Source organism: Enterobacter cloacae complex sp. P14RS (assembly GCF_014895895.1).
Taxonomy (GTDB): Bacteria; Pseudomonadota; Gammaproteobacteria; order Enterobacterales; family Enterobacteriaceae; genus Enterobacter; species Enterobacter bugandensis.
The window spans coordinates 50388-72231 of record NZ_JADBQM010000012.1; the positions used below are offsets into that span (position 1 = coordinate 50388).

The following is a 21844-nucleotide window of genomic DNA, read 5'->3' on the forward strand; positions in this document are numbered from 1 at the left end:
TATTTTGGCCTGGATCCTGCAACACCGTTTGCACTCCCACTCAACGGGTTTTCATTCACAGGAGCAGGTTTCATGCCAAACAGTCAAAACGCACAGCAGAGTACGGCCGCTGATTCCGGTGCGGTTTACAGCCCACGTCTTTGCAATGAGGATCTGGCACCGACGCGTGACCAGAACTGGAGCTGGTACAACATCTTTTCTTTCTGGATGTCCGACGTTCACAGCATGGGGGGTTACGTTGTTGCCGCGAGCTTCTTTACGCTCGGGCTGGCAAGCTGGCAGGTACTGCTCTGCCTGCTGGTGGGGATCTGCATTGTGCAGCTGTGCGCCAACCTGGTAGCCAAACCGAGCCAGATGGCGGGCGTGCCCTATGCGGTGATCAGCCGTCAGGCGTTTGGCGTCTTCGGGGCCAATATTCCGGCGGTGATCCGCGGGCTCATCGCCTTTGCGTGGTACGGCATCCAGACCTGGCTTGCCGCCAACGCGCTGATGCTGGTGGTGCTGAAGTTCTGGCCTTCTCTGGCGAGCCTTACCACCGGTGCCTTCCTGGGCCTGTCGCCGCTGGGCTGGATCTGCTTTGCCATCATGTGGGTTCTTCAGGCGATGGTCTTCTGGCACGGCATGAGCGCCATTAAGCGCTTTATTGATATCGCCGGTCCGGCGGTCTATGTGGTGATGCTGGCCCTCGCGGGCTGGATTGTATACAAGACCGGTTTTGACGGGATCTCTTTCACCCTCGCCAGCAAATCCCTGAGCGCGGGCGAGCAGACCTGGCAGATGATCACCGCGACCGCGCTGGTGGTCTCCTACTTCTCCGGCCCGCTTCTAAACTTTGGCGACTTCTCCCGCTACGGCAAAAGCATGGGTGAGATCCGCCGTGGCAACCGCTGGGGGCTGCCGTTTAACTTCCTGCTGTTCTCCATCGTCACCGTGGTGATTGTCTCCGGCACCCAGTCGCTGTTTGGCCGCATGATCACCGACCCGATCGAAACCGTCAGCCGCGTAGGTAACGATCTGGCCGTGGCAATTGGCCTGCTGACGATGATCACCGCCACCATCGGGATCAACATCGTCGCGAACTTTGTCTCACCGGCGTTTGATTTCTCTAACTGCTCGCCGCAGAAGATCAGCTTCCGCACCGGGGGGATGATTGCCGCCGTCGGCTCGATCCTGCTCACCCCGTGGAACCTGTTCAACTCGCCAGAGCTCATCCATTACACCCTGGACGTGCTCGGGGCGTTTATCGGCCCGCTGTTCGGCATTCTGATTGCCGATTTCTACCTGATTAAGCGCGGCAAGGTGTCGGTAGACGATCTCTTCGACGATACGCCAAAGGGCAAATACTGGTACCGCAACGGCTTTAACCCGAAGGCCATTGGCGCGCTGATCCCATCCGTAGCCGTAGGTCTGGTGATTGGCTTTATCCCGGCCCTGCATGAAGTGGCAAACTTCAGCTGGTTTATCGGCGTCTTCCTCGGCGGCGTGACCTACCGCTGGCTGGCGCGGGAAGAGCGCGAGACGGCAGGCGCGGCCTCGTTCAGCTCCCGCGTGGCGACGCAAAAAGAGTAACCCCTCCCCCCGGCCGCAGTTTATCTGCGGCCCGTTCATTCTGGCACCGTTCTTGCTGAGCTTTTTCACCCCGCTACGCAAACACTAAGGCAGGACCCACGATGGAATACCAGACTGCGATACGCGGTGCATTTTTCGATATCGCCCAGGTCTGCGACAGCGCAGACGCGATTGCCCAACACGCCCGCTACCTTGAGGACGGACTGCTGTTTATCCAGAACGGAAAAATTCTGGCGCACATGGCGTGGCAGGAGGGCGAGCAGTATCTCGACCCCCACAAAGGCTACACGGACCTGCGCGGCAGGCTGCTGCTGCCCGGTTTTGTCGACACCCACGTTCATTATCCACAAACGGAGATGATCGGCGCCTTTGGCGAACAGCTGCTGGAGTGGCTAACCACCTACACCTTCCCGGTGGAGAGCCAGTTTGCCGATGAAGCCTACGCGAAAGAGATCGCCGAATTTTTCATTAACCAACTGGTGAGCAACGGCACCACCACCGCGCTGGTGTTTTGCACGCTGCATCCGCAATCGGTCGAAGCGCTGTTTACCGAAGCCCTGCGCCTCAACATGCGCCTTATCGCCGGAAAGGTGATGATGGACCGGCACGCGCCGGACTACCTGAGCGAAGATGCAAAGCAGAGCTACCGGCAGACGCGGGAGCTGATCCAGCGCTGGCATCAACGGGGTCGGCTGGGGTATGCCATTACGCCGCGCTTTGCCCCAACGTCCTCTCCCGAGCTGCTCGCCGCGGTCAGCCTGCTCAGAGAGGAGTTTCCGGATACCTGGCTGCAGACCCATCTCAGCGAAAACCCAAACGAAGTGGCCTGGGTGAACGATCTCTGGCCGGAGCACGAGCGCTATCTGGACGTATATCACCACTACGGCCTGACCGGAGAGCGCAGCGTGTTTGCCCACGCGATTCATCTGCACCACAGCGAGTGGCAGTGCCTGCACGACACCGGTTCGGCGGTGGCGTTTTGCCCCACCTCGAACCTGTTTCTCGGCAGCGGGCTGTTTCGCCTGCCCGCCTGCTGGCAGCACAAGGTGCGGATGGGCATCGGCACCGACGTCGGCGCGGGCACCACCTTCAGCATGCTGCGCACCCTGGGAGAAGCCTACAAGGTCGGCCAGCTGCAGAGCTACCGCCTGCGCGCCAGCGAGGCGTTTTATCACGCCACGCTGGGCGGCGCGCACGCCCTCAGGCTGGACGATAAGATTGGCAACTTCGCCCCCGGCAAAGAGGCGGATTTTGTGGTTATCGATCCTGACGTGACGCCGCTGCAGCGCCTGCGCAATCGCCGCTGTCAGGATATCTACGAGCAGCTATTTGTGCTGATGACCCTGGGCGACGAGCGCAACATCAGTGCGACCTGGGTCAACGGCGAGCGGGTGTGGTCAACTGCCCCGGTAGGTTGACCACCCGCCTGGCGCAATCACAAACGGCAGATGGAAGTGCTCGTCTGCCGCTTCTCCCGTCACAAACTCAATTTGCGCGCAGGGGTAAATCGTCTCCCGGCCGGTTGCGCGAAACCACCCGCCGATCTCCGCCACCAGCCGATAGCGGCCTGCTGGCAGGAAAGGGACAAATTCGGTGATGCGACCATTAGCGTTGGTCACGCCCGTCGCCATGATTTCGCCCTCCCGTTCTAGGTGAACCGTCACGCCCGCGGCGGGTTTGCCCGTTGAAATATCGAGAATATGGGTGCTGAGCGTGCTCATTCGCTAATCACTCCTTCCAGCCGCAGCAGCGTAATTTCCCGCAGCTGTTCCAGCGCCGCCTGAACTTCCTGCGCGTCGCTGTTCTCCAGCCGCGCATTCAGTATCTGTAGAATGTCCTCGCCGCTCCGGCCCTTCGCGCGGATCAGAAACACCCGGCCGAAGCGGGCCTCGTAGCAGGCGTTACCCTCGCGCAGCGCCTGTGCAAGCGCCGCGTCACGGTCATTCACCGCGCCCTGCTCCTGACGCGACAGCGCCGCCTCCACCTGTGCACCCGCGGGCTTTTCCCCGATGCGCGGGTGCGCGCTCAGGGCTTGCGCTAACGCCGCTTCGTCCCAGCGCTGCATCAGCGCCTGCGCCGCGATCGTCAATTCACTCCAGCTCGGGTAAGGCCGTCCACAAACCAGCGCCTCAGCCCAGCCGGGTAGCGCCACGCAGGGGGTGAGCAGCGCGAGAGCCTCTTTCTCAGGAAGATGATTGAAGTCGTGCAGTGCGATCATAGTGTCTCCTTTATTGTCCTCCTCCGGGTTGTTGCACAAACCACGCCACTCTTGTCGCCGATGTGAAACAGTCGATTCTGTATGGCTGGACAGGAAATTATTGATTCATAAAAAGGCATATTCACCGTGTTTGCGCACCTTAGCAGTGCAAACTCACCTCCCACAACGCCGTTCTCGCCACTCTGCAGCCTGGTACGCAAATTGCTGAATGTTTTTACACCCTGCAAAAGGAGAGAAGCATGAAAGCAATCGTCATTGGCGCGGGTATTGGCGGCCTGAGCGCTGCCGTCGCGCTAAAGAAAGCGGGCATCGACTGTACCGTGTTCGAAGCCGTAAAAGAGATCCGGCCCGTCGGGGCGGCCATCTCCATCTGGCCTAACGGCGTGAAGTGTATGCAGCACCTCGGCATGGGCGACATTATCGAAACCTACGGCGGTCCAATGCGTTTTATGGCCTACAAGGATTACCGGCGCGGCGACACCCTGACCCGCTTCAGCCTCGCTCCGCTGGTTGAGCGTACCGGCGGGCGTCCCTGCCCCGTCTCGCGCGCTGAACTCCAGCGCGAAATGCTGGACTTCTGGGGTCGCGACAAGGTGCAGTTCGGCAAGCGCGTGGAACACGTTCACGAAGACGACGCGGGCGTAAGCGTCACCTTTACCGATGGCACCACGGCAACAGGCGATTTTGTGATTGCCGCCGACGGCAGCCACTCGGCGGTTCGTCCGTACGTGCTGGGCTATACCCCGGAGCGCCGCTACGCCGGATACGTGAACTGGAACGGGCTGGTGAAGATTGATGAAGAGATTGCCCCGGCGCACCAGTGGACCACCTTCGTTGGCGAGGGTAAACGCGTGTCGCTGATGCCCGTCTCCAACGGACGCTTCTATTTCTTTTTTGACGTGCCGCTGCCCGCGGGCCTGGCGGAGGATCGCACCACCCTGCGCGCCGATCTCACGGGCTACTTCCGCGGCTGGGCGCCGCCGGTACAGAAGCTTATCGCCGCGCTGGATCCCGATACCACCAACCGCATTGAAATCCATGACATCGAGCCGTTCGACAGCCTGGTACGCGGCAACGTCGCGCTGCTCGGCGATGCCGGGCACAGCACCACGCCGGATATCGGCCAGGGCGGCTGCGCGGCCATGGAGGACGCCGTGGTGCTGGGCGAATGCCTGCGTGAAAACCACAACATTACGCTGGCGCTGCGGCAGTACGAAGCCCTGCGCTGCGACCGGGTGCGTGACCTGGTGCTGAAAGCGCGTAAACGCTGCGACGTCACCCACGGGAAAGATATGGCGTTGACGCAGGCCTGGTATCAGGAGCTCAAAGAGGAGACCGGGGAACGCATTATCAACGGTCTGTGCGAGACCATTCAGGGCGGCCCGTTAGGCTGAACAAGAGGGACAACGATGAAAAGAGAACCGACACCACCCGCCCACTGCACGTTTGAGCCAGAGGACTGGCTGCGCCTGGCGAAATGCTGGCATCCGGTTGCGCGCGCCTGCGACGTCGGCCCGGCCCCCGTCAAGGCCACCCTGCTGGATGAACAGCTGGTGATTTACCGAATTAACGACCAGGTCGTGGTTGCCCGGGACGTGTGTCCGCACCGCGGCGTGCCGCTGACGCTCGGCTTTCACGACGATCACGGGATTATCTGCCCCTACCACGGCTTACGCTTTGGTGAAGACGGCCGCTGCAACCGCATTCCGTCCAGCCCCGACCAGCCCGTTCCGGCGAAGCTGAACCTGATTAACTACGCGGTGGAAGAGCGCTTCGGCCTGATCTGGACCTGCCTGGCGTTTGACCCGGACAATCCCGTGCCGCTGCCCACCATGCCGCACTGGAGCGACGACGGATTTCAGCAGATCAACTGCCCGGCGTTTGAGGTGAACGGCTTCGCCGGGCGCCAGGTGGAAGGGTTTCTGGATGTTGCCCACTTTGCGTGGATCCATACCGATACCTTTGCCGATCCCAATAATCAGCTTGTCCCTATCTATCAGCCGCAGGAGACGGCCTTCGGTTTCGTGGCCGATTACTGGAGTTCCGTGAGCAACTATCCCGCCAGTTCACCCGTGCAGGCGCCAGAAGGGTTCCAGTGGCTGCGCCATTTTGAAATGCATCTGCCGTTTACCGCCACCCTGACGATTCATTTTCCGGGTGAATCGCGGCTGGTGATTATGAACGCCGCCTCGCCCGTCTCGTCACGCGTGACCCGCATGTTCGCGCCCATCGCGCGCAATTTTGATCTGCATATTCCGGTGGAGGACGTGCATGCCTTTAACCTGCGCATTTTTGAAGAGGATCGCCTGATGGTCGAAACCCAGCGCCCGGAAAGTCTGCCGCTGGATCTCACTCTGGAAGCCCATATTCCGGCAGATAAGAGTTCGATTGCCTACCGCCGTGGACTGAAAAAAATGGGCTTTGGCGAATTTTTCCTGGTATGACGGAGGCCAATATGCTGAACGTGATCGTTGACGGGCTGTGGCGCGAGGGGGATAAAAGCCTCGCCGTCAGGCTGGTGGCCGAAAACGGCGACGCGCTACCGGCGTGGCGACCCGGCGCGCACATTGATGTCCACCTGCCCTGCGGCGTGGTCCGCCAGTACTCTCTGACCGGGGCATGTGGCGACGAGAGCTATCTTATCTGCGTGGGGCGAGAAGCCGCCTCGCGCGGCGGGTCGCGCTACGTTCACGAAACGCTGCGTCCGGGCCAGAGGCTTTCAATCTCGGCCCCGCGCAATCTGTTTCCGCTGCATCAGGCTGAGCGGGTATTGCTGCTGGCAGCAGGGATTGGCATTACGCCGCTGTATGCGATGGCATTGCAGCTGAAAGCGACCGGAACGCCGTTTACGCTGCACTATTACGTCAGAAACCGGGAAAACGCGGCGTTTGCGCGCGAACTCTCGCAGTGCGGTGACTGCATTATTCATACCACCACCCCACGAACCAGGCTGGCGGAGCATTTCCCCGCACCTGAAGCGGGGCTGCACGCGTGGGTGTGCGGACCTGCGGGGTTTATGGAGAAAGCGCGCGATGTGGCGGCGGCGAAGGGATGGAATGACGCCCATATCCACAGCGAGGCGTTTCAGCCCGCTCCCCCTGTCACAAGCGGCGTCGCAGGCGAGATCTTTACGGTCAAACTTGCCTCTACCGGCGAGCGCTGGCCGGTGCCTGCGGATAAGACCATCGCTCAGGTATTACAGGAAAACGGCGTGGACGTGCCGCTGTCCTGCGAAATGGGGATCTGCGGCGCATGCCTGACGCCGGTGATTGACGGCGTGGTGGACCACAGGGATAGCGTGCAGTCGGAGGCAGAAAAAAGCGCGGCTGACCAGCAGGTGGCGCTCTGCTGTTCGCGGAGTCACTCCGGGGAGCTGGTAATTGCGCTGTAAAATGAAAAAACCCTGCGATATTGCTATCGCAGGGTTTTCGAATTTGGCGGAAGCGTAGAGATTCGAACTCTAGAACCCTTTCGGGTCGCCGGTTTTCAAGACCGGTGCCTTCAACCGCTCGGCCACGCTTCCAAAGTGAGGCGCACTATAAACATCTATTAGCGCCTTGTAAAGCAGGAATTTTTCTATTTTTGCCTGCAGGCGTTTGACTGCGCAAAAAGTCACCCGGACGCTTACCAGCCCTCCCCCCTTCTCCCCTTGTACATACCGTTACACAGCAACGCTCATCCTTTTAAATCACCGTGGTATAGAATGCCAAAAAAAATAGACGGCCATGTGTTTTGTAATGGTAATAAATCCGGGTAATGCGGGTTTTAACGCATTACTGTCATAGCGCCTTATTGGTTGATGATGAAAATCAAAAATACGTTTTGCTTACATATCCTGATGGCCGTTTTGGCCATTTTAGTCCTGAGTTTTCACCCGCTGGTGACAAGCTTTGATCCGCCGCTTAAATTCCAGCCGCTGATCAAGTCCATGGCAGGGACGACAAAAGAACAGGCGGAAAAAATAACCACTATTTCCCATGCTTTAGAAGGGAATGCTATTTTCTTCCTTGGTGCGTCTGAGGTCGCCACCTCAGAAGAGGAACATTACGCCGTATTTAATTATTTTAATAAGCAATTGCACCAGCCCGTCGTGGCCTATGGCGATGCGTTTGTCGATGACGAAACGCAATTTTTACTTCTCTCGCGTTTTAAAGATAGCCTTAACGCAAACAGCAAAGTGGTGCTGCTTCTGGCGCCTGACGGTTTTTATTCAAAAGGCCTGCCGCCCGCTATCTATGCGGATAATTTTCCGGGCTCGATTTTTAATCCCCTGATGAAGGATCCGCAGGCGCGCCCGTTCCTGGTTAATTACCTGAAGCATATTGATGCGAAAGAGATAAGCCATTTAACCTTCGGGCAAATGCGTGTGTATGGCTGGCATCCGGCGCTGATGTGGGACGAGCTGAGTTTTCAGTTTGCAAACTTCTGCACCCTGATTAAAAACGACTGGCTGTCGCTACTCAACATCAGGCCACAGACGGCGCAGCCCTGGCCTCAGCAGCCAACCGCCCGTCTTTCCCCTGACTGGGATAAAGCGCTGGCGAATGCCCGGGAGTTGAATAAAAAACGCCATCAGAGCGCGGCCACGCTGTGGATGGACAAAACGATTTACGACGAGGACGGTAAGCCGCAGCAGTGGGATGACACGCCGGTGGTGCCGGGGCAGTTCGCCGCGTTCAGGAAAACCGTTCAGCTTTTGAAAGCGCATCACGTGCAGGTGATTGCTATCGTCGACCCGGTTAACCCCTGGGCGCTTTACAATACCGACACCTTCCGCCCGTTCGATAAGCAGATTCAAACCATTCTGAAAGAGAACCAGATCCCGTATTTGGATATGTACGCCATGCCGTATCAGAACGGCTGGAACTGGGATCGTCTGCACCCTACCGAACTGGCCTGGGTGCCAATGCTTCGCTTTATTGCACAGAGTTTTAAATAATGAAAATCGCGATCCGTCTTTTTTGCCTTTATTTACTGCTGGCGATCACCGTCGTTGCATGGACCGCTGTCGATGACAGCATGAGTATGCAGTTGCATTTTGAATATCAAAAATTCTGAGGCGAAATGATGTACAGCTCAGGAATGTTTTTTGTCTGTTTATTTTCATCCGCGCTGGTGTTTGCGATGGTTAATCGTGTTTTACGCCACCGTCTGACCTGGCTAGTTTCCTTATCCGTGGTGACAGCATTAGGCTGGGGTTATATATTTCAGGGCAATTACAGTGTTCCCGTGGCCGTCTTTTGCTGGTTTTATCTTGTCGCCACGTTAAAAGAAAAAGGCAGATTAAAAACCTGGCAGGCGGTCGTTTTAACGCTGCTGCCCCTGGTTCTGGTGAAATTACATTTTAATTATCACCTCGGCACAATCGGTCTCTCTTTTATGACCTTCCGCGCTGTGGATGTACTGCTGTATCGCAGTAAAAAAGAGGGCCAGAATTTCCTGCACTATTTCTGCTATCTCTTTATGCCCTTTATTATTCTGGCCGGCCCGATGTATCGCTGGCGGACATGGATGAGCGATGTGAATAAGCCGGCATTTGTCCTGAACCGCGAGCAGTTTTTAACGGCGCTGGAGCAAATTATTACCGGCATCATTCAGAAGTTCCTGTTTGCCATGCTGATCGATTCGCTCGTCGTGCAGCCCTGGAGCCATAAGCCGTTTACCCTGACCGTGGGCGTGGTGATGTCGATTGCCTACAGCGCCTATCTGTACTTTGATTTCGCGGGCTACAGCAATATGGCCATCGGCGCGGGCCGGCTGTTTGGGCTGAATATTCCGGCAAACTTCAACATGCCGCTTCTTGCAAAGAACCCGCAGGATTTCTGGCGCCGCTTCCACATCAGCCTGTCCGAATGGCTGCGCGACGTGGTCTTTATGCCCGTCTATATGAACCTGATGAAGTTTAACTTTTTCCGCCAGAACAAAACGCTGGCGCAAAATATCGGTATTTTTTGCACCCTGTTCTGCATGGGGGCGTGGAATGGCCTGGAACGCCATTACGTAATCAGCGGCGCGCTGTTTGGCGCGATTTCCGTCGCGCACAACATGCTGCTGTGGTCAGCCAAACGCAGCCCATCGTTACACCGCGGATTGCAGTATCCGGCCGTTGCGTTTTTGGGACGAATTCTGACGCTGGGAAGCGCCGCAGGATCCCTTTACATCTTCAGTGGAATGTCACCTCTATGAAAAATCACTCCGATCTTCAGGAACTGCAGGATTTCTTGCGTGCGGCACTGCGCGATCCCGCCTCCCCGCAGCAGCTGGCCATCAGCGGCAGCGACGAAACCTTAAGCTGGCTCCAGCTTTCCTCTGCCGTGACGGACTGGGCAGAGCGTTATCGACGCTGCCAGCCCGCAGACGGTACGCCGATCGTGCTGTACGGCCATCAGCAGGCCGAGTTCGCCGTGGCGATCTATAGCTGCCTGCTGCACAACATTCCGTACATCCCGGTGGACTGCATTTACCCGCAGGAGCGGCTTCGCGAGATCTGCAACCTGACCGGCGCCCCTTACTACTACGACGTGGCGACGCGGCAGTTCATCGCCACCGGCGAGGCGGGCAAGGTGCTGGAGGAGCAGGATCTGGCCTATATCATGTTTACCTCAGGCAGCACCGGAAAACCGAAAGGCGTGCAGATTGGACGTGAAAGCGTATGGCACTTCATGAAGTGGGTCAGCCAGGACTTTTCGCTGCCGGAAAAACCGGTGCTGATGAACCACGCGGTGTTCAGCTTTGATCTCTCCCTGATCCCTCTGCTGGCGAACCTGGCGATGGGAGGCCACATCGTGCTGAATGCCAAAGAGGATATCCAGAAAGAGAACTGGCTCGAGCGACTGCAAAGCAACGCGGTCTCCGCCTGGGTTTCCACCCCCTCTTTTGCCTACCAGCAACTGCTTTCTCCGCACTTTAACAGCGAGTATTTGCCTGCACTTAACGTCTTTATCTTCATTGGCGAAGTGCTCAATAAAGCGCTGGTGAAACAGCTCCGCCGCCGTTTCCCGCAGGCCAAAATCATCAACTCCTATGGCCCAACGGAAGCGACCATTGCGACAACCGTGGTTGAGATCACGGATGAGATCCTTAACAGCGACAGCGCGGTGCTGCCGGTGGGCGTGATGATGCCGGACAGCAGAATGGAAATTTCCGCCGAGGGCGAGCTGATTATCTGGGGCAAAAACGTCATGCGCGGCTACCTCGGCCTGCCGCAGGAGAACGCGGCTAAACTGCTGCGTCGGGAAAATGATGCGTTCCGCGGCTACCGGACCGGCGATCTGGGTTATGAAGACGGGCTCATCTACTGCCAGGGCCGCAACGACAGCCAGGTCAAGCTGAATGGCTACCGCATCGAGATCGGCGAGATTGAAAACCGCCTGCTGGCCATGTCCGGCATCAGCGAAGCGGTGGTGATGCCGCTGATGAAACCCTGCGGCAGCGTGCTGCGCATCGCCGCGTTCTGCGTGACGGAGCTGGCACCGGATGCAATCAAAACCTCGCTGGCAAACGTGGTGCCCCACTACATGGTGCCTTCACAAATTATCGTAAAAGACGCTTTGCCGCTAAATCCTAACGGCAAAATTGACCGCAAGCTGCTGGACGCTTACGCCCGCACACATTAATTATCCCAGGAAAAATGATGGAACACGATATTCTCGCCCTGTTTGAAAAAGTGTTATCCCGCAAGGTTGGCTTTCACGATGAGCTGATTGAATCCGACATTCTCGATTCCATTCTGGCAGTCGACATGGTGCTGGAGGTGCAGGACGTTTACGGCTGTATGATCCCGCCTACCGACGTGGCGACGGTGCTGAAAACCCCGGCCGATCTCGCCCGTTATATTGAAGAGAACCGTTAACGCCTCCTCCTCTGATGGCTCTGGGACTCACTCCAGAGCCCATCATTCGCTTTCCCCTTCTGGATACCATTCACACGAATGAAACCCACCGGTTTTACTATTTCTCCTACACTTTAGGGGTACTGTCGGTACGGGAAACAAAACAAGCCAACATCATGAAGACAATAATGGTTCGCTCTGCGCTCAGCCAGCGATCGTTGCGTCTTTAACAGAGGAGTCTGCGGTATGGCATTCGTAACAACGAAAGACGGCGTCAATATTTACTACAAAGACTGGGGTCCGAAAGAGGCTCAGCCCATTGTTTTCCATCACGGCTGGCCATTGAGTGCCGATGACTGGGATAACCAGATGCTCTTCTTCCTTGCGGAAGGCTATCGCGTTATCGCAATCGACCGCCGTGGTCACGGGCGTTCGGACCAGGTCAGCGAAGGGCACGATATGGATCATTATGCGGCTGACGCGTCGGCCGTGGTTGAAAGCCTGGACCTGCACAATGCGGTGCATGTCGGCCACTCTACCGGCGGTGGCCAGGTGGCCCGCTATGTTGCGAAGTACGGCCAGCCGCAGGGGCGCGTTGCCAAAGCGGTGCTCGTGAGCGCCGTTCCACCGTTGATGGTGAAAACAGAAAACAACCCTGGCGGGACACCTGTAGAGGTTTTCGACGGCTTCCGTAAAGCGCTGGCCGCGAATCGCGCCCAGTTTTACCTCGACGTCGCCAGCGGTCCTTTTTATGGGTTTAACCGGGCGGGGGCCGAGGTTTCACAGGGCACCATTCAGAACTGGTGGCGTCAGGGCATGATCGGCAGCGCCAGGGCCCACTACGAGGGGATTAAGGCGTTTTCAGAAACCGACCAGACGGAAGATTTAAAAACCATCACGGTTCCCGTTCTGGTGATGCAGGGCGACGACGATCAGGTCGTGCCGTATAAGAATGCTGCCCTGCTGCAGGATAAGTTGCTGGCGAACAGCGTACTGAAAATTTATCCGGGCTTCCCGCACGGGATGCATACCACCCACGCGGATACCATTAACGCGGACATTCTGGCCTTTATCCGTTCATAAACCTCGCCTTTCTTGCCGGGTGGCGCTACGCTTACCCGGCCTACATTCTGCAATAATATTAATACGTTGCACGTTTCATTGTAAGCCTGTGCCAGCGAAACGCCGCCGGGCGCTAACGCTGTTTAGCCCGAGGGGATTACACACCGAGAGATACTGACTGGAGCTTTTTATGCATGAAAACTATACCGTAGTTGAAACCGTCCCCTCCGCAGAAGCGTTTTGCCGCCTGCGCGAAATCTCGGGTCTTAGCCCTCGTCCGCTGGAGGCAGCACGCAAAGCGCTGCCTGGCAGTTGTTATGGCATGCATATTTTGTGTGAGGGAAAACTCGTGGGTATGGGGCGAATCGTGGGAGACGGTGCGTTGAATTTTGATATTGTCGACGTCGCCGTTGACCCTCTTCATCAGGGAAAGGGGCTCGGTAGACTCATCATGGAAACGCTTGTGGCATGGCTGGATAACAATGCCTGTAGAGGGGCCTACGTTTGTTTAATGGCGGATGTCCCCGAGCTGTATTCTAAATTTGGCTTCACTCTCGTTCGCCCGGCAAGCGAAGGAATGGCCAGAATCTGGTAAAAGGCAACTCTGAGATAAGACGGAAGAAAAACCCCAGCTTAACGAGTAAGCTGGGGTTTATATCTGGCGGAAGCGCAGAGATTCGAACTCTGGAACCCTTTCGGGTCGCCGGTTTTCAAGACCGGTGCCTTCAACCGCTCGGCCACACTTCCTGAGTGAGGCGAACTATAAACACCTCACCGCATGCTGTAAAGAGTGGCTGCAATCGTTCGCTTTAAAATTAGCCAAAATGTGCTTAATCGGTTGAACTGACAACACATCGGCGATTTTCTCAGCATAAAATCCAGCCCTCTCGCTTAGTGCTTTTTGATGTACATATCTTTTGTGAAATAGTACCCCAGCTTATCCGGCGTAAAGCCACCCACCCACGGTTTCACCAGGTGCGTACGGACGTAGTGATAAACCGGAATGGCAGGCACATCACGCCCAAGCAGATCCTCTGCCTGCTGGTAGAACTTACCCCGCTCTGCCGGCGTTTTGGCCTTTGCGGCGTTGATCAAGGCTTGATCGTAGTCCGGGTTGCTGTACTGGCTGGTGTTTTCACTGTCGCCGGTACGGAAGTTGTTCAGGAAGGTCGCCGCGTCGTCGTAGTCGGCAATCCAGGCGTAGCGCACCGCGTCAAAGTTGTGGGTGTGCATGGTATCCAGCATGGTTTTCCACTCCTGATTTTGCAGCTTCGCGTCTACGCCGAGGTTTTTCTTCCACATAGAGCTGGCCGCAATCGCGATGCGCTGGTGCGATTCAGAGGTGTTATAGAGCAGGTTGAAGCTCAGAGGATGGCTTTCGTTATACCCGGCCTCGTTGAGCAGTTTTTTCGCCTCAGCAATACGCTTGTCCAGCGGCCAGCTGGCGTAATCGGGATTCTGCAGCTTGACACCGCCGATGTCCGGCTGGCTAATCAGCCACGCCGGGCGCTGCCCCTGCCCCATTACCTTCTCAGCGATGATGTCTTTATCCAGCGCCATGTTCAGCGCCTTGCGCACGCGGGCATCGTTGAACGGCGGACGGGTGGTGTTGAATTCGTAGTAATAGGTCGCCAGCTGCGGGGAGACGTCCAGCTGGCTGCCCAGCGTTTTCTTCAGCTGAGCAAACTGGTTAATAGGTACCGTATACACAATATCAATTTCGCCCGCTTTATAGCGGTTCACATCCGAGGCCTCGGAGGTGATCGGCAGATAGGTGACTTTGTTAATAACGGTATGCGCGTTATCCCAGTAGCGCGGGTTACGCTCCGCCACAATGCGTTCGTTGACCACCCACTGGGACAGCTTATACGCTCCGCTGCTGACAAAATGCTCCGGTTTGGTCCACTTTTCGCCGAAACGGCCAATCAGCACTTTATCCACCGGCACCAGCGACGGGTGCGCCAGCATCGCCAGGAACGCCGCGTTGGGCTGGGTGAGCGTTACTTCCAGCGTGGTATCGTTAATTGCTTTTACGCCCAGCGTGTCGGGGGATTTTTTCCCCTGAGCGATATCGGCCGCGTTGACGATATGCATGTTGCCGGGATAGCTGGCGTACGGTGAAACGGTTTTTGGATCAACCAGGCGCTGCCAGCTCCAGACCACATCCTCTGCGGTAATGGCCGTCCCGTCGCTCCAGGTGATGCCCGGACGTAAGTGGAACGTCCAGACGGTGTTGTCCTTGTTCTCCCATTTTTCAGCCAGCCGGGGTTGGATTTCTCCTGACGGGGAGACGCTCACCAGCCCTTCGAATAAATCGCTGATAATATTGAATTCGACATCGCTTTCGACTTTGTGCGGGTCGAGCGAGGCCGGTTCGCTGCCATTGTTTCTGACCAGTTCCTGTTTTTCGGCCAGCGCTGTTCCTGCTGGCACGTTAGCCGCCCAGGTCGCCGTGCTGGCGCACAGGATCCCGGCGGTGAGTAAAGAGAGCGTAAAGCGCGTGCGTGTTTGTGGTTTCATATCCTTCGCCTTATTGTCTGTTTTATGACGATCCGGAGATAACTCTTAGCGCCCGAAATGCAATAACGCAATATTTTTCAGTAACCTATAAGAGGTTGATCTGGTAAATACTTTTAAACCGCCGTTCATACTGGTTACACATGCTTTTGCAGAAGAAATAACCACCTTCAGCGCTAACGTGCTGAGTAAAGATGGGTAAAACCACTTTGAGACTGGCGCGCCGTTTCCTATTCTTTCCGTTAATTACATCTGTCATAAGAGAGTGACTCATGGATCGTATAATTACTTCCTCACGCGACCGCACATCGCTACTCAGCACCCACAAGGTGCTGCGCAATACCTATTTCATGCTCAGCCTGACGCTGGCGTTTTCGGCTATCACCGCTACCGCCAGTACCGTGCTGATGCTGCCGTCTCCGGGCCTGATCCTGACGCTGGTGGGGATGTACGGTCTGATGTTCCTGACCTACAAAACCGCTGATAAACCGGTCGGTATTCTTTCCGCGTTCGCCTTCACCGGCTTCCTGGGTTATATCCTGGGGCCGATCCTGAACGCGTATCTGTCTGCCGGTATGGGTGACGTGATTGGCATGGCGCTGGGCGGTACCGCGCTGGTGTTCTTCTGCTGCTCGGCCTACGTGCTGACCACGCGCAAGGATATGTCCTTCCTTGGCGGTATGCTGATGGCGGGTATCGTAGTGGTGCTGATTGGTATGGTGGCAAACATCTTCCTGCAGCTGCCTGCCCTGCACCTGGCGATTAGCGCGGTGTTTATCCTGCTGTCATCCGGCGCGATCCTGTATGAAACCAGCAACATTATTCACGGCGGTGAGACCAACTACATCCGCGCGACCGTGAGCCTGTATGTGTCGCTGTACAACATCTTCGTCAGCCTGCTGAGCATCCTGGGCTTCGCCAGCCGCGATTAAGCAGACCTGCTGAAACAAAAAGGAGAATGCCTCAGGCATTCTCCTTTTTTTATGCCCTAGTCACCGCGGCAAATATAGGTGGGATAGAGCCGGTCCTGTATCAGCCACACGGCGGGCGCAAGCTCAGAGATCGTCAGGTAATAGCGGGCTGTCGGCCTCGCAAAGCCTCCCCATTTTTCGTCCGGGGTATTGTCATTATGCCGACGCCAGGTTTTGGTGTAGCTCAACACGATAACGTTATCATCATCCCGTCGCGACCAGGTAAAATCCACATCTCTGTCAACGATCATGCCCCGGCCTTCAGCCATAGCTGCACCTTTGTACGTTGTTAAGCCGGTGCCGTCCCGATGAAAATAGAACTGGGCCATGGTATTGACCCGGACCTCATTCGCTTTTCCCTCGTTACGCGTAAAGTTAAATTCCGTACTGCAGGCCAGCGCATCACGCTTATATATGCCCCCGGAATAAATAAAGAGCGCCAGCGCGCCGCCAGCAAGCGCCCCACCCGCAGCAAACAGAAGTCTCATTTTCATTTTTCTGCCCCGCTTTTATAGCGAATTGTTTTGCACAGGCTGGTTTTATTGACCGGGCATGCACCAATGAACACTTCATCCGCAACTGCAAGGTTAAAGCGGGCGCTGAAATAGTAGATATTGTACGCTTCGCGCGCGCACGCCACGTTATTCGCCTCCAGCAGCCCCGCCAGTTTCGAGAGCACCAGCGGCCGGCCATGATCGTTAATAAGCAAGATGCTACAGCCCGCTATTTTCTGCGCGACGGGCTTTGGCGTCATCGGTATAGCGATCTTCTGCTGCTGGTTAAACAGCAGGCCTAACCCCAGTGCTGATGCTAACAATGCCGCTGCCGCGGCGCCCCATTTAAGGGAAATACGCTGACGTTTTGCCTCTGGCGGCACGACGGAAGAGAACGGCTGTGCTTCAGCGGGTTGAACAATTTGCGCAGGCTGGCAAATCACATCGGCAACAAAACGGAATCCATACCGGGGTATCGTCACAATGAAATTATGATGTTCCCCAAGAGACTGGAAGCTTTTGCGTAATTCACTGACCGCTTTGTTGAGGTTATTTCCAGACGGCGTAAAGCCATACTCCTCCCAGACGCGCGTAATTAATTCCTCCCGACTCAGATCGTGCCCTTTATGACGAATAAACTCCTGTAAAAGGCGAACGGCTGGCGCCGAGAGCGTTAATACAGACTCCGGTTGACCAACAAGGCTAATTGCATGTGCTTCAGGATCAAATAACAACGAATTATTGCATATAAAAAACATATTTCACTCTCAGCTATTACCGCAGGCTTTTTTATCCCTGTGACATCGGCAAGAAAATCGCTTCCTGAGCTGGTTCTTTTTTCATCAACAGGAATTTTCTTCCCATCCTGGGTAGCGGCATTTTCTTTTAACTATACAACTTTAAGCCCAGCAAATCAGGATAAATCACTGTATATCAGCGGTTAACTAATACAAATTTTCACAACCTGCTGTTCTGGTTAAAGTTTCCCTGCCCTGAAGCGATACGAAAGCAGACGGTGTCCTGGTGTTAAAAACCGCACAAGAACTCAGAGCAGGCAGGCTGAATGTGAAACAGAAACAAAAAGTGAATATGACAACCGCGTTTTATGTCGCCGCGCTGTCGCTGTCATTTTTCTCAGAAATGACAATGGCCAATATGAGCGTCTATCCAATGGAACTTAACGTGGATAGCGCCGGCGCAGCGCAAATAAAAGTGGCATCGAAAACGGATGATATTCAGTTCATTCGGGTGAGGCAAAAGAAAATTCTTAACCCCGGAACGGCCCAGGAAAAAGAGATTGACGTTGCTTCGTGGAAAGAAGGCGGCGTCGTGGTGACGCCCGATAAATTTGCCCTGGCTGCAGGCGCAATGCGTGTGGTGCGCCTTGTTTCACTGACGCCGCCGGAAAAAGAGACCACCTGGCGAGTCTATTTTGAAGGGGTGAAACAGCCGGACAGCATTATTCCCGGCCAGCCTGAAAGCACGGCAGCGACGGCAAAGCTTGGGGTCAATGTTATCTGGGGGGCGCTGGTACATCTGGCCCCTGCCACGGAGCGCGTTTCGCTGCATATCGATCCCGCACGGGGGACCGTCACCAACGCCGGCACCCTGCGCGTGCCGCTCAGGGAGATCGGTATTTGTCAGTCAGACGACGTCTGTAAATGGATTAAAGAAGACGCCACGATTTATCCGGATACCGAGCGGAAATTAAAAACGCTTAATCAGATAAACGGCAAGAAATACAAATTCCGCTACTTCAACTGGGTGAAAAAAACCGCTGAAGAAGCTGACTTACCCGTCGTGCAATAACACGACGTCACTGTAAAAACCCTTGTGGTTTGTTTAAAGAGCCAGGGTGCTCATTTGTAAAATATGGAGATATCAATGCGTAAATTTATTAAACCTCTGATGATCGTTGCCGCGATGACCACATCTGCCAGCGCGCTGGCGATCCAGAAAGATATTACCGTCAACGCCAGCGTTGATTCACAGCTGGATATGACCCAGGCCGATAACACGCCGCTGCCAGCCAGCATCGACATGCAGTATCTGCCGGGTCGGGGCCTGGAAAGCTACCGCCTGAACACCAAGGTATGGTCCAACTCCGCTACCAGTAACGTCAAAGTACGCCTCGTTAGCGCAGCTAAGCTCACCAACACGGATGGGGATCAGATTGTACCGATGACGGTTCTTCTGGGTGATAAAACTCTGTCCACCACCGATGCCGAATTTACCGGAACCGAACTGTTCCCGGGCAGCATTGAAAACGGTTCTGCGGTTCTGCCTCTGACCATTTCCCAGACCACCAAAGGCATTCTGAAAACCGGCCAGTACAGCGGCGTTGTAAGCCTGATGCTGACTCAGGCGACCACCACGGAAGGCGGTGCGTAACACCATAGCACCTAAGGAATAACGTCAGAGGGCGCCCGCCCTCTGACGTCAGGATGATGTCGAGGCTCGTTCATGGCGTTTCACAGAAATACTCTCCTTTTTGTTGCTTTATTACCCGCATCTGTCCACCTCGCCTGCGCTGAGATGGCCGTCCCGGCCGGATTCGAAGACCTGGCGAAAACGCAGCGCATGTGGACAGAGGTGAGCTTATACGGCGAGTCGCTTGGCCTTTTCGAAACCGATATCAATCTTGAAACGGTCAGTTTTGTCGCGCCTGAAACTGTGGTCGCGGCCATCAAACGTCAGTTTAACGACGATCCTGCCCTTATCGGCTCCGTTTCCGCAGCGCTGGCCGTTCCGCTTGCCCGTAACGGCAACCTGGCCTGCAGCAGCAACGGCTCCGCGACGGGGTGTGATTATCTCGAAACCCGCCGTGCGGCCATCATCTATGACGAAAACAATGCTCGCATAAACCTGTTTTTTGATAAGCGCTTTTTGCCAAAGCCCTCGGAGGAAAACCAGTGGTATCAGCCCACCCAGGACAGCGAAAACGCGTTGATTCATCAGCAAAATATCAATTTCGTTGCCGACAGGGATTATCAGTCTGCCACCGTTCAGGGCAACGGGGCGCTGGCGCTGACCCAGGACGGCTATCTTAACCTCGACTGGACCTGGCTGGGACAACGCTCGCGTCATCAGCAGCAGCAGGAAATGACCGTTAACAATGCCTGGTTCCGCCAGGATTTATGGCGTGAATATTATCTACAGATAGGCGAGATGGATACCCGCGACCTGTTCAGCAACGCCGGGGGGAATATTAACCTCAGCCAGCTGCCGCTGGGCAAGATTCGTGGCCTGCGCACGGGCTCGACCCGGGCATGGATCAACCCGGTTCAGCAATCGAAGGGCACGCCCATTACGGTGCTGCTTTCGCACGATGCGCGTATCGACGCGCGCCGCGGCAAGGAGCTGCTGGCCAGCTTTTACCTCAATGCCGGGGCACAAACTCTGGATACCCGCGCGTTTCCGGATGGAAGCTATACCGTGACGCTGTCAGTTTACGAAAACAACCGACTGACGCGTACCGAGCAGGTTCCGTTTACCCGTACGGGCATTACGCCATTCGACCGCGTCGAGTGGTTTATGCAGGCAGGGGAAACGGCTAATAACGATCGCAATGATGAACGCAGCCCGGTCGCACAGGCGGGTATACGCCTGCCCGTCACCCCGACGCTGGCGCTGACCAGCGGCGCAACCGTCATGAAAAGGCAGCACTTCCTGGAAAATGCCCTCGACTGGAGCCGCGGCTTTAACGCGGGCCCGATCGACGGGGTATTAAGCACACGCTTTAGCTACCTCTACGGCAGCAAGGGCCAACGCGGCAATATTCAGCAAATCAGCTATAACGACGGGTTTTCGCTGAGCTTCTACCGCAACGCGTTATCCGCAGAAAATTGTGATACCCGCAGCGCAGGTTTTGACGCCGTCAACGGCTGTTATCGTAGCCTCTCGGTCATGTTCTCCGTGCCTGTCGGCTCGTGGTACGCCAACCTGGGGTATTCGGATAACCGCAACGAAGGGCGCTACGTTACGCGCCGGGAACTGCCTGACCATGACGATCGTCACGATGCCGGCCTGCCGTGGGAGCCGGTGTATATGACCCGCTCCCGCACGCAGGCCTGGCAAGGCGGGCTGAGTAATACCTTTAGCGCGCGCGGTCTGAACATCAACAGCAGCATTAACCTGTTTATGCGCAACGACCACTCTCGCGACGGAAAAGACAAAGGCGGCTATCTGAGCATTAGCCTCTCACTGGCGCATAAGCGTCAGGGCGATGCGTCAGGCTATACCTCGCTTGGTGCAACCTGGCAGCACCAGCAGCATCAGAAAAACCAGCTGAGCTACAACGTGGCGCACAACTGGTATGCCGACGCGCGCGGCGAGAATGAATACGGGCTGAGCGCGTCGGGGATCAACAGCGATTCGCTCAATGCCTCGGCGTACACGCGCCAGGGCGGACGTTTTGGTAACGCCAGCCTGACGGTGAGCGACGCATGGGACCGCCAGGATGGGCGCCATACGTTAAGCAGCAGCGGCAACTACAGCTCCACCCTCGCCCTGTCGCGCTCAGGGCTGTGGCTTGGCCGCTGGGGCGATGGACGCCCGGCTTCTGCCGTTGCGGTAAACGTGGCTACGCCTGAGGATTCCCGGGATTCACGCGTCGCCGTCTCGCTGGATAACGGCGGTACCGCGGATATCCCGGCCAACAGCCGTGCCCTTTTTGCGGTGCCGGGTTATCAGCCAACAACGCTGACGGTTAATGAGTCGCTGAACGTCTCATCAGGCGCAAGCAGTGAAATCACGCAGGGTTCCGGGAGCCGGACGCTCTTTATGGTGCCGGGCAAAATGCTTCGCCGGGACGTGCAAACCACCACCCGCTACACCTGGCTCGGCCTGCTCACTGACGAACATCATTCGCCGTTCGTGGGCGGCGTACCGCTGAACGTGAACGGCTGGAACGATCTCGGCAATGGCGGTTTCAGCGCCCAGAGCGACGCCCTGCTGCGCAACCTTTATCTGGTGCGTCAGCAGCAGTTTTATCAGTGTGAACTGAGCGTGAAAAGCATGCGCGACGTGGTGCGTTATGTCGGGTCTATCCCGTGTCGGGAACTCACTTTCTCCGCCCTGCCGGATTCGGTCCAGCACCAGGCGCAACTGATGCTCGCCGGGCGGAACGTGCCTACGGGGCCAACGGCCATGAATGCAGAGCACCTCACCAAAGGGAAATGAT

At 56.3% G+C, this 21844-nt stretch carries 20 protein-coding genes and 2 tRNA genes; 15 read left to right on the forward strand and 7 right to left on the reverse strand.

Annotated features, from left to right (window positions below; all coding sequences use genetic code 11):
- Positions 1–72 precede the first annotated feature (72 nt).
- On the forward strand, positions 73–1569 hold the full coding sequence (locus tag IM295_RS11155; protein ID WP_047364244.1) for an NCS1 family nucleobase:cation symporter-1: 1497 nt from the start codon (positions 73–75) through the stop codon (positions 1567–1569).
- Between the two features lie 101 nt (positions 1570–1670).
- Positions 1671–2987 (forward strand): guanine deaminase, encoded by a 1317-nt coding sequence (gene guaD / locus IM295_RS11160; protein ID WP_193066694.1) that lies wholly within the window; start codon positions 1671–1673, stop codon positions 2985–2987.
- Here the strand turns inward: guaD and uraH are convergent.
- A complete protein-coding gene (gene uraH / locus IM295_RS11165) occupies positions 2967–3290 on the reverse strand; it encodes a hydroxyisourate hydrolase (RefSeq protein WP_045630051.1) in 324 nt (107 codons plus the stop codon). The two genes, guaD and uraH, sit on opposite strands and share 21 nt — an antisense overlap.
- Complete coding sequence (gene uraD, locus IM295_RS11170) at positions 3287–3787, reverse strand: 2-oxo-4-hydroxy-4-carboxy-5-ureidoimidazoline decarboxylase (protein WP_193066695.1); 501 nt, start codon at positions 3785–3787, stop codon at positions 3287–3289. Before uraD ends, uraH begins: the two co-directional genes overlap by 4 nt.
- A gap of 239 nt (positions 3788–4026) precedes the next feature.
- Between uraD and hpxO the strand changes: the two genes are divergently transcribed.
- Genes hpxO through IM295_RS11185 form a run of 3 tightly spaced genes read left to right on the forward strand, consistent with a single transcriptional unit; the run spans position 4027 to position 7178 of the window.
- On the forward strand, positions 4027–5181 hold the full coding sequence (gene hpxO / locus IM295_RS11175) for an FAD-dependent urate hydroxylase HpxO (RefSeq protein ID WP_088204964.1): 1155 nt from the start codon (positions 4027–4029) through the stop codon (positions 5179–5181).
- Positions 5182–5196: 15 nt separating this feature from the next.
- Positions 5197–6231 carry a molybdenum cofactor-independent xanthine hydroxylase subunit HpxD gene (gene hpxD, locus IM295_RS11180; RefSeq protein WP_049136545.1) on the forward strand — a complete coding sequence of 345 codons (1035 nt, stop codon included), beginning with the start codon at positions 5197–5199 and terminating at the stop codon, positions 6229–6231.
- 11 nt (positions 6232–6242) lie between these two features.
- On the forward strand, positions 6243–7178 hold the full coding sequence (locus IM295_RS11185) for a PDR/VanB family oxidoreductase (RefSeq protein ID WP_193066696.1): 936 nt from the start codon (positions 6243–6245) through the stop codon (positions 7176–7178).
- 44 nt (positions 7179–7222) lie between these two features.
- Here the strand turns inward: IM295_RS11185 and IM295_RS11190 are convergent.
- Positions 7223–7310: transfer RNA gene (locus IM295_RS11190), tRNA-Ser, on the reverse strand.
- Positions 7311–7589: 279 nt separating this feature from the next.
- On the opposite strand from IM295_RS11190, the gene IM295_RS11195 reads away from it, so the two are divergent.
- The 6 genes from IM295_RS11195 (at position 7590) to IM295_RS11220 (ending at position 13275) form a co-directional block, all read left to right on the forward strand.
- A complete protein-coding gene (locus IM295_RS11195; protein ID WP_193066730.1) occupies positions 7590–8726 on the forward strand; it encodes a D-alanyl-lipoteichoic acid biosynthesis protein DltD in 1137 nt (378 codons plus the stop codon).
- Positions 8727–8854: 128 nt separating this feature from the next.
- Positions 8855–9973 carry an MBOAT family O-acyltransferase gene (locus IM295_RS11200; protein ID WP_193066731.1) on the forward strand — a complete coding sequence of 373 codons (1119 nt, stop codon included), beginning with the start codon at positions 8855–8857 and terminating at the stop codon, positions 9971–9973.
- A complete protein-coding gene (locus IM295_RS11205; RefSeq protein WP_126326533.1) occupies positions 9970–11403 on the forward strand; it encodes an AMP-binding protein in 1434 nt (477 codons plus the stop codon). Before IM295_RS11200 ends, IM295_RS11205 begins: the two co-directional genes overlap by 4 nt.
- A gap of 17 nt (positions 11404–11420) precedes the next feature.
- Positions 11421–11639 carry an acyl carrier protein gene (locus tag IM295_RS11210; protein WP_028012621.1) on the forward strand — a complete coding sequence of 73 codons (219 nt, stop codon included), beginning with the start codon at positions 11421–11423 and terminating at the stop codon, positions 11637–11639.
- A 225-nt stretch (positions 11640–11864) separates the two neighbouring features.
- Complete coding sequence (locus tag IM295_RS11215) at positions 11865–12701, forward strand: alpha/beta fold hydrolase (protein ID WP_028012620.1); 837 nt, start codon at positions 11865–11867, stop codon at positions 12699–12701.
- 169 nt (positions 12702–12870) lie between these two features.
- On the forward strand, positions 12871–13275 hold the full coding sequence (locus IM295_RS11220; protein ID WP_193066697.1) for a GNAT family N-acetyltransferase: 405 nt from the start codon (positions 12871–12873) through the stop codon (positions 13273–13275).
- Between the two features lie 64 nt (positions 13276–13339).
- Here the strand turns inward: IM295_RS11220 and IM295_RS11225 are convergent.
- Positions 13340–13427, reverse strand: a tRNA-Ser gene (locus IM295_RS11225).
- A 144-nt stretch (positions 13428–13571) separates the two neighbouring features.
- Positions 13572–15200 carry an ABC transporter substrate-binding protein gene (locus IM295_RS11230; RefSeq protein ID WP_028012619.1) on the reverse strand — a complete coding sequence of 543 codons (1629 nt, stop codon included), beginning with the start codon at positions 15198–15200 and terminating at the stop codon, positions 13572–13574.
- A 269-nt stretch (positions 15201–15469) separates the two neighbouring features.
- Between IM295_RS11230 and yccA the strand changes: the two genes are divergently transcribed.
- Positions 15470–16129, forward strand: coding sequence for an FtsH protease modulator YccA (yccA, locus tag IM295_RS11235; protein ID WP_013097244.1), 660 nt, complete (start codon positions 15470–15472; stop codon positions 16127–16129).
- Positions 16130–16185: 56 nt separating this feature from the next.
- Here yccA and IM295_RS11240 read toward each other — a convergent pair whose 3' ends face one another.
- Positions 16186–16662 carry a hypothetical protein gene (locus IM295_RS11240; RefSeq protein ID WP_193066698.1) on the reverse strand — a complete coding sequence of 159 codons (477 nt, stop codon included), beginning with the start codon at positions 16660–16662 and terminating at the stop codon, positions 16186–16188.
- Entirely contained in the window at positions 16659–17420 is a 762-nt protein-coding gene (locus tag IM295_RS11245; RefSeq protein ID WP_193066699.1) for a winged helix-turn-helix domain-containing protein, read from the reverse strand. The genes IM295_RS11240 and IM295_RS11245 overlap by 4 nt, the downstream gene beginning before the upstream one ends.
- A gap of 331 nt (positions 17421–17751) precedes the next feature.
- Between IM295_RS11245 and IM295_RS11250 the strand changes: the two genes are divergently transcribed.
- From IM295_RS11250 to IM295_RS11260, 3 genes are all read left to right on the forward strand, one after another.
- Positions 17752–18471: a fimbrial protein gene (locus tag IM295_RS11250; RefSeq protein WP_226859478.1), complete on the forward strand. Its 720-nt coding sequence runs from the start codon at positions 17752–17754 to the stop codon at positions 18469–18471.
- A 75-nt stretch (positions 18472–18546) separates the two neighbouring features.
- Positions 18547–19053: a CS1 type fimbrial major subunit gene (locus IM295_RS11255; protein WP_028012615.1), complete on the forward strand. Its 507-nt coding sequence runs from the start codon at positions 18547–18549 to the stop codon at positions 19051–19053.
- Between the two features lie 72 nt (positions 19054–19125).
- Positions 19126–21843, forward strand: a complete 2718-nt coding sequence (locus IM295_RS11260; RefSeq protein ID WP_193066701.1) for a TcfC E-set like domain-containing protein — start codon at positions 19126–19128, stop codon at positions 21841–21843.
- The last annotated feature ends 1 nt before the right edge of the window (position 21844 follow it).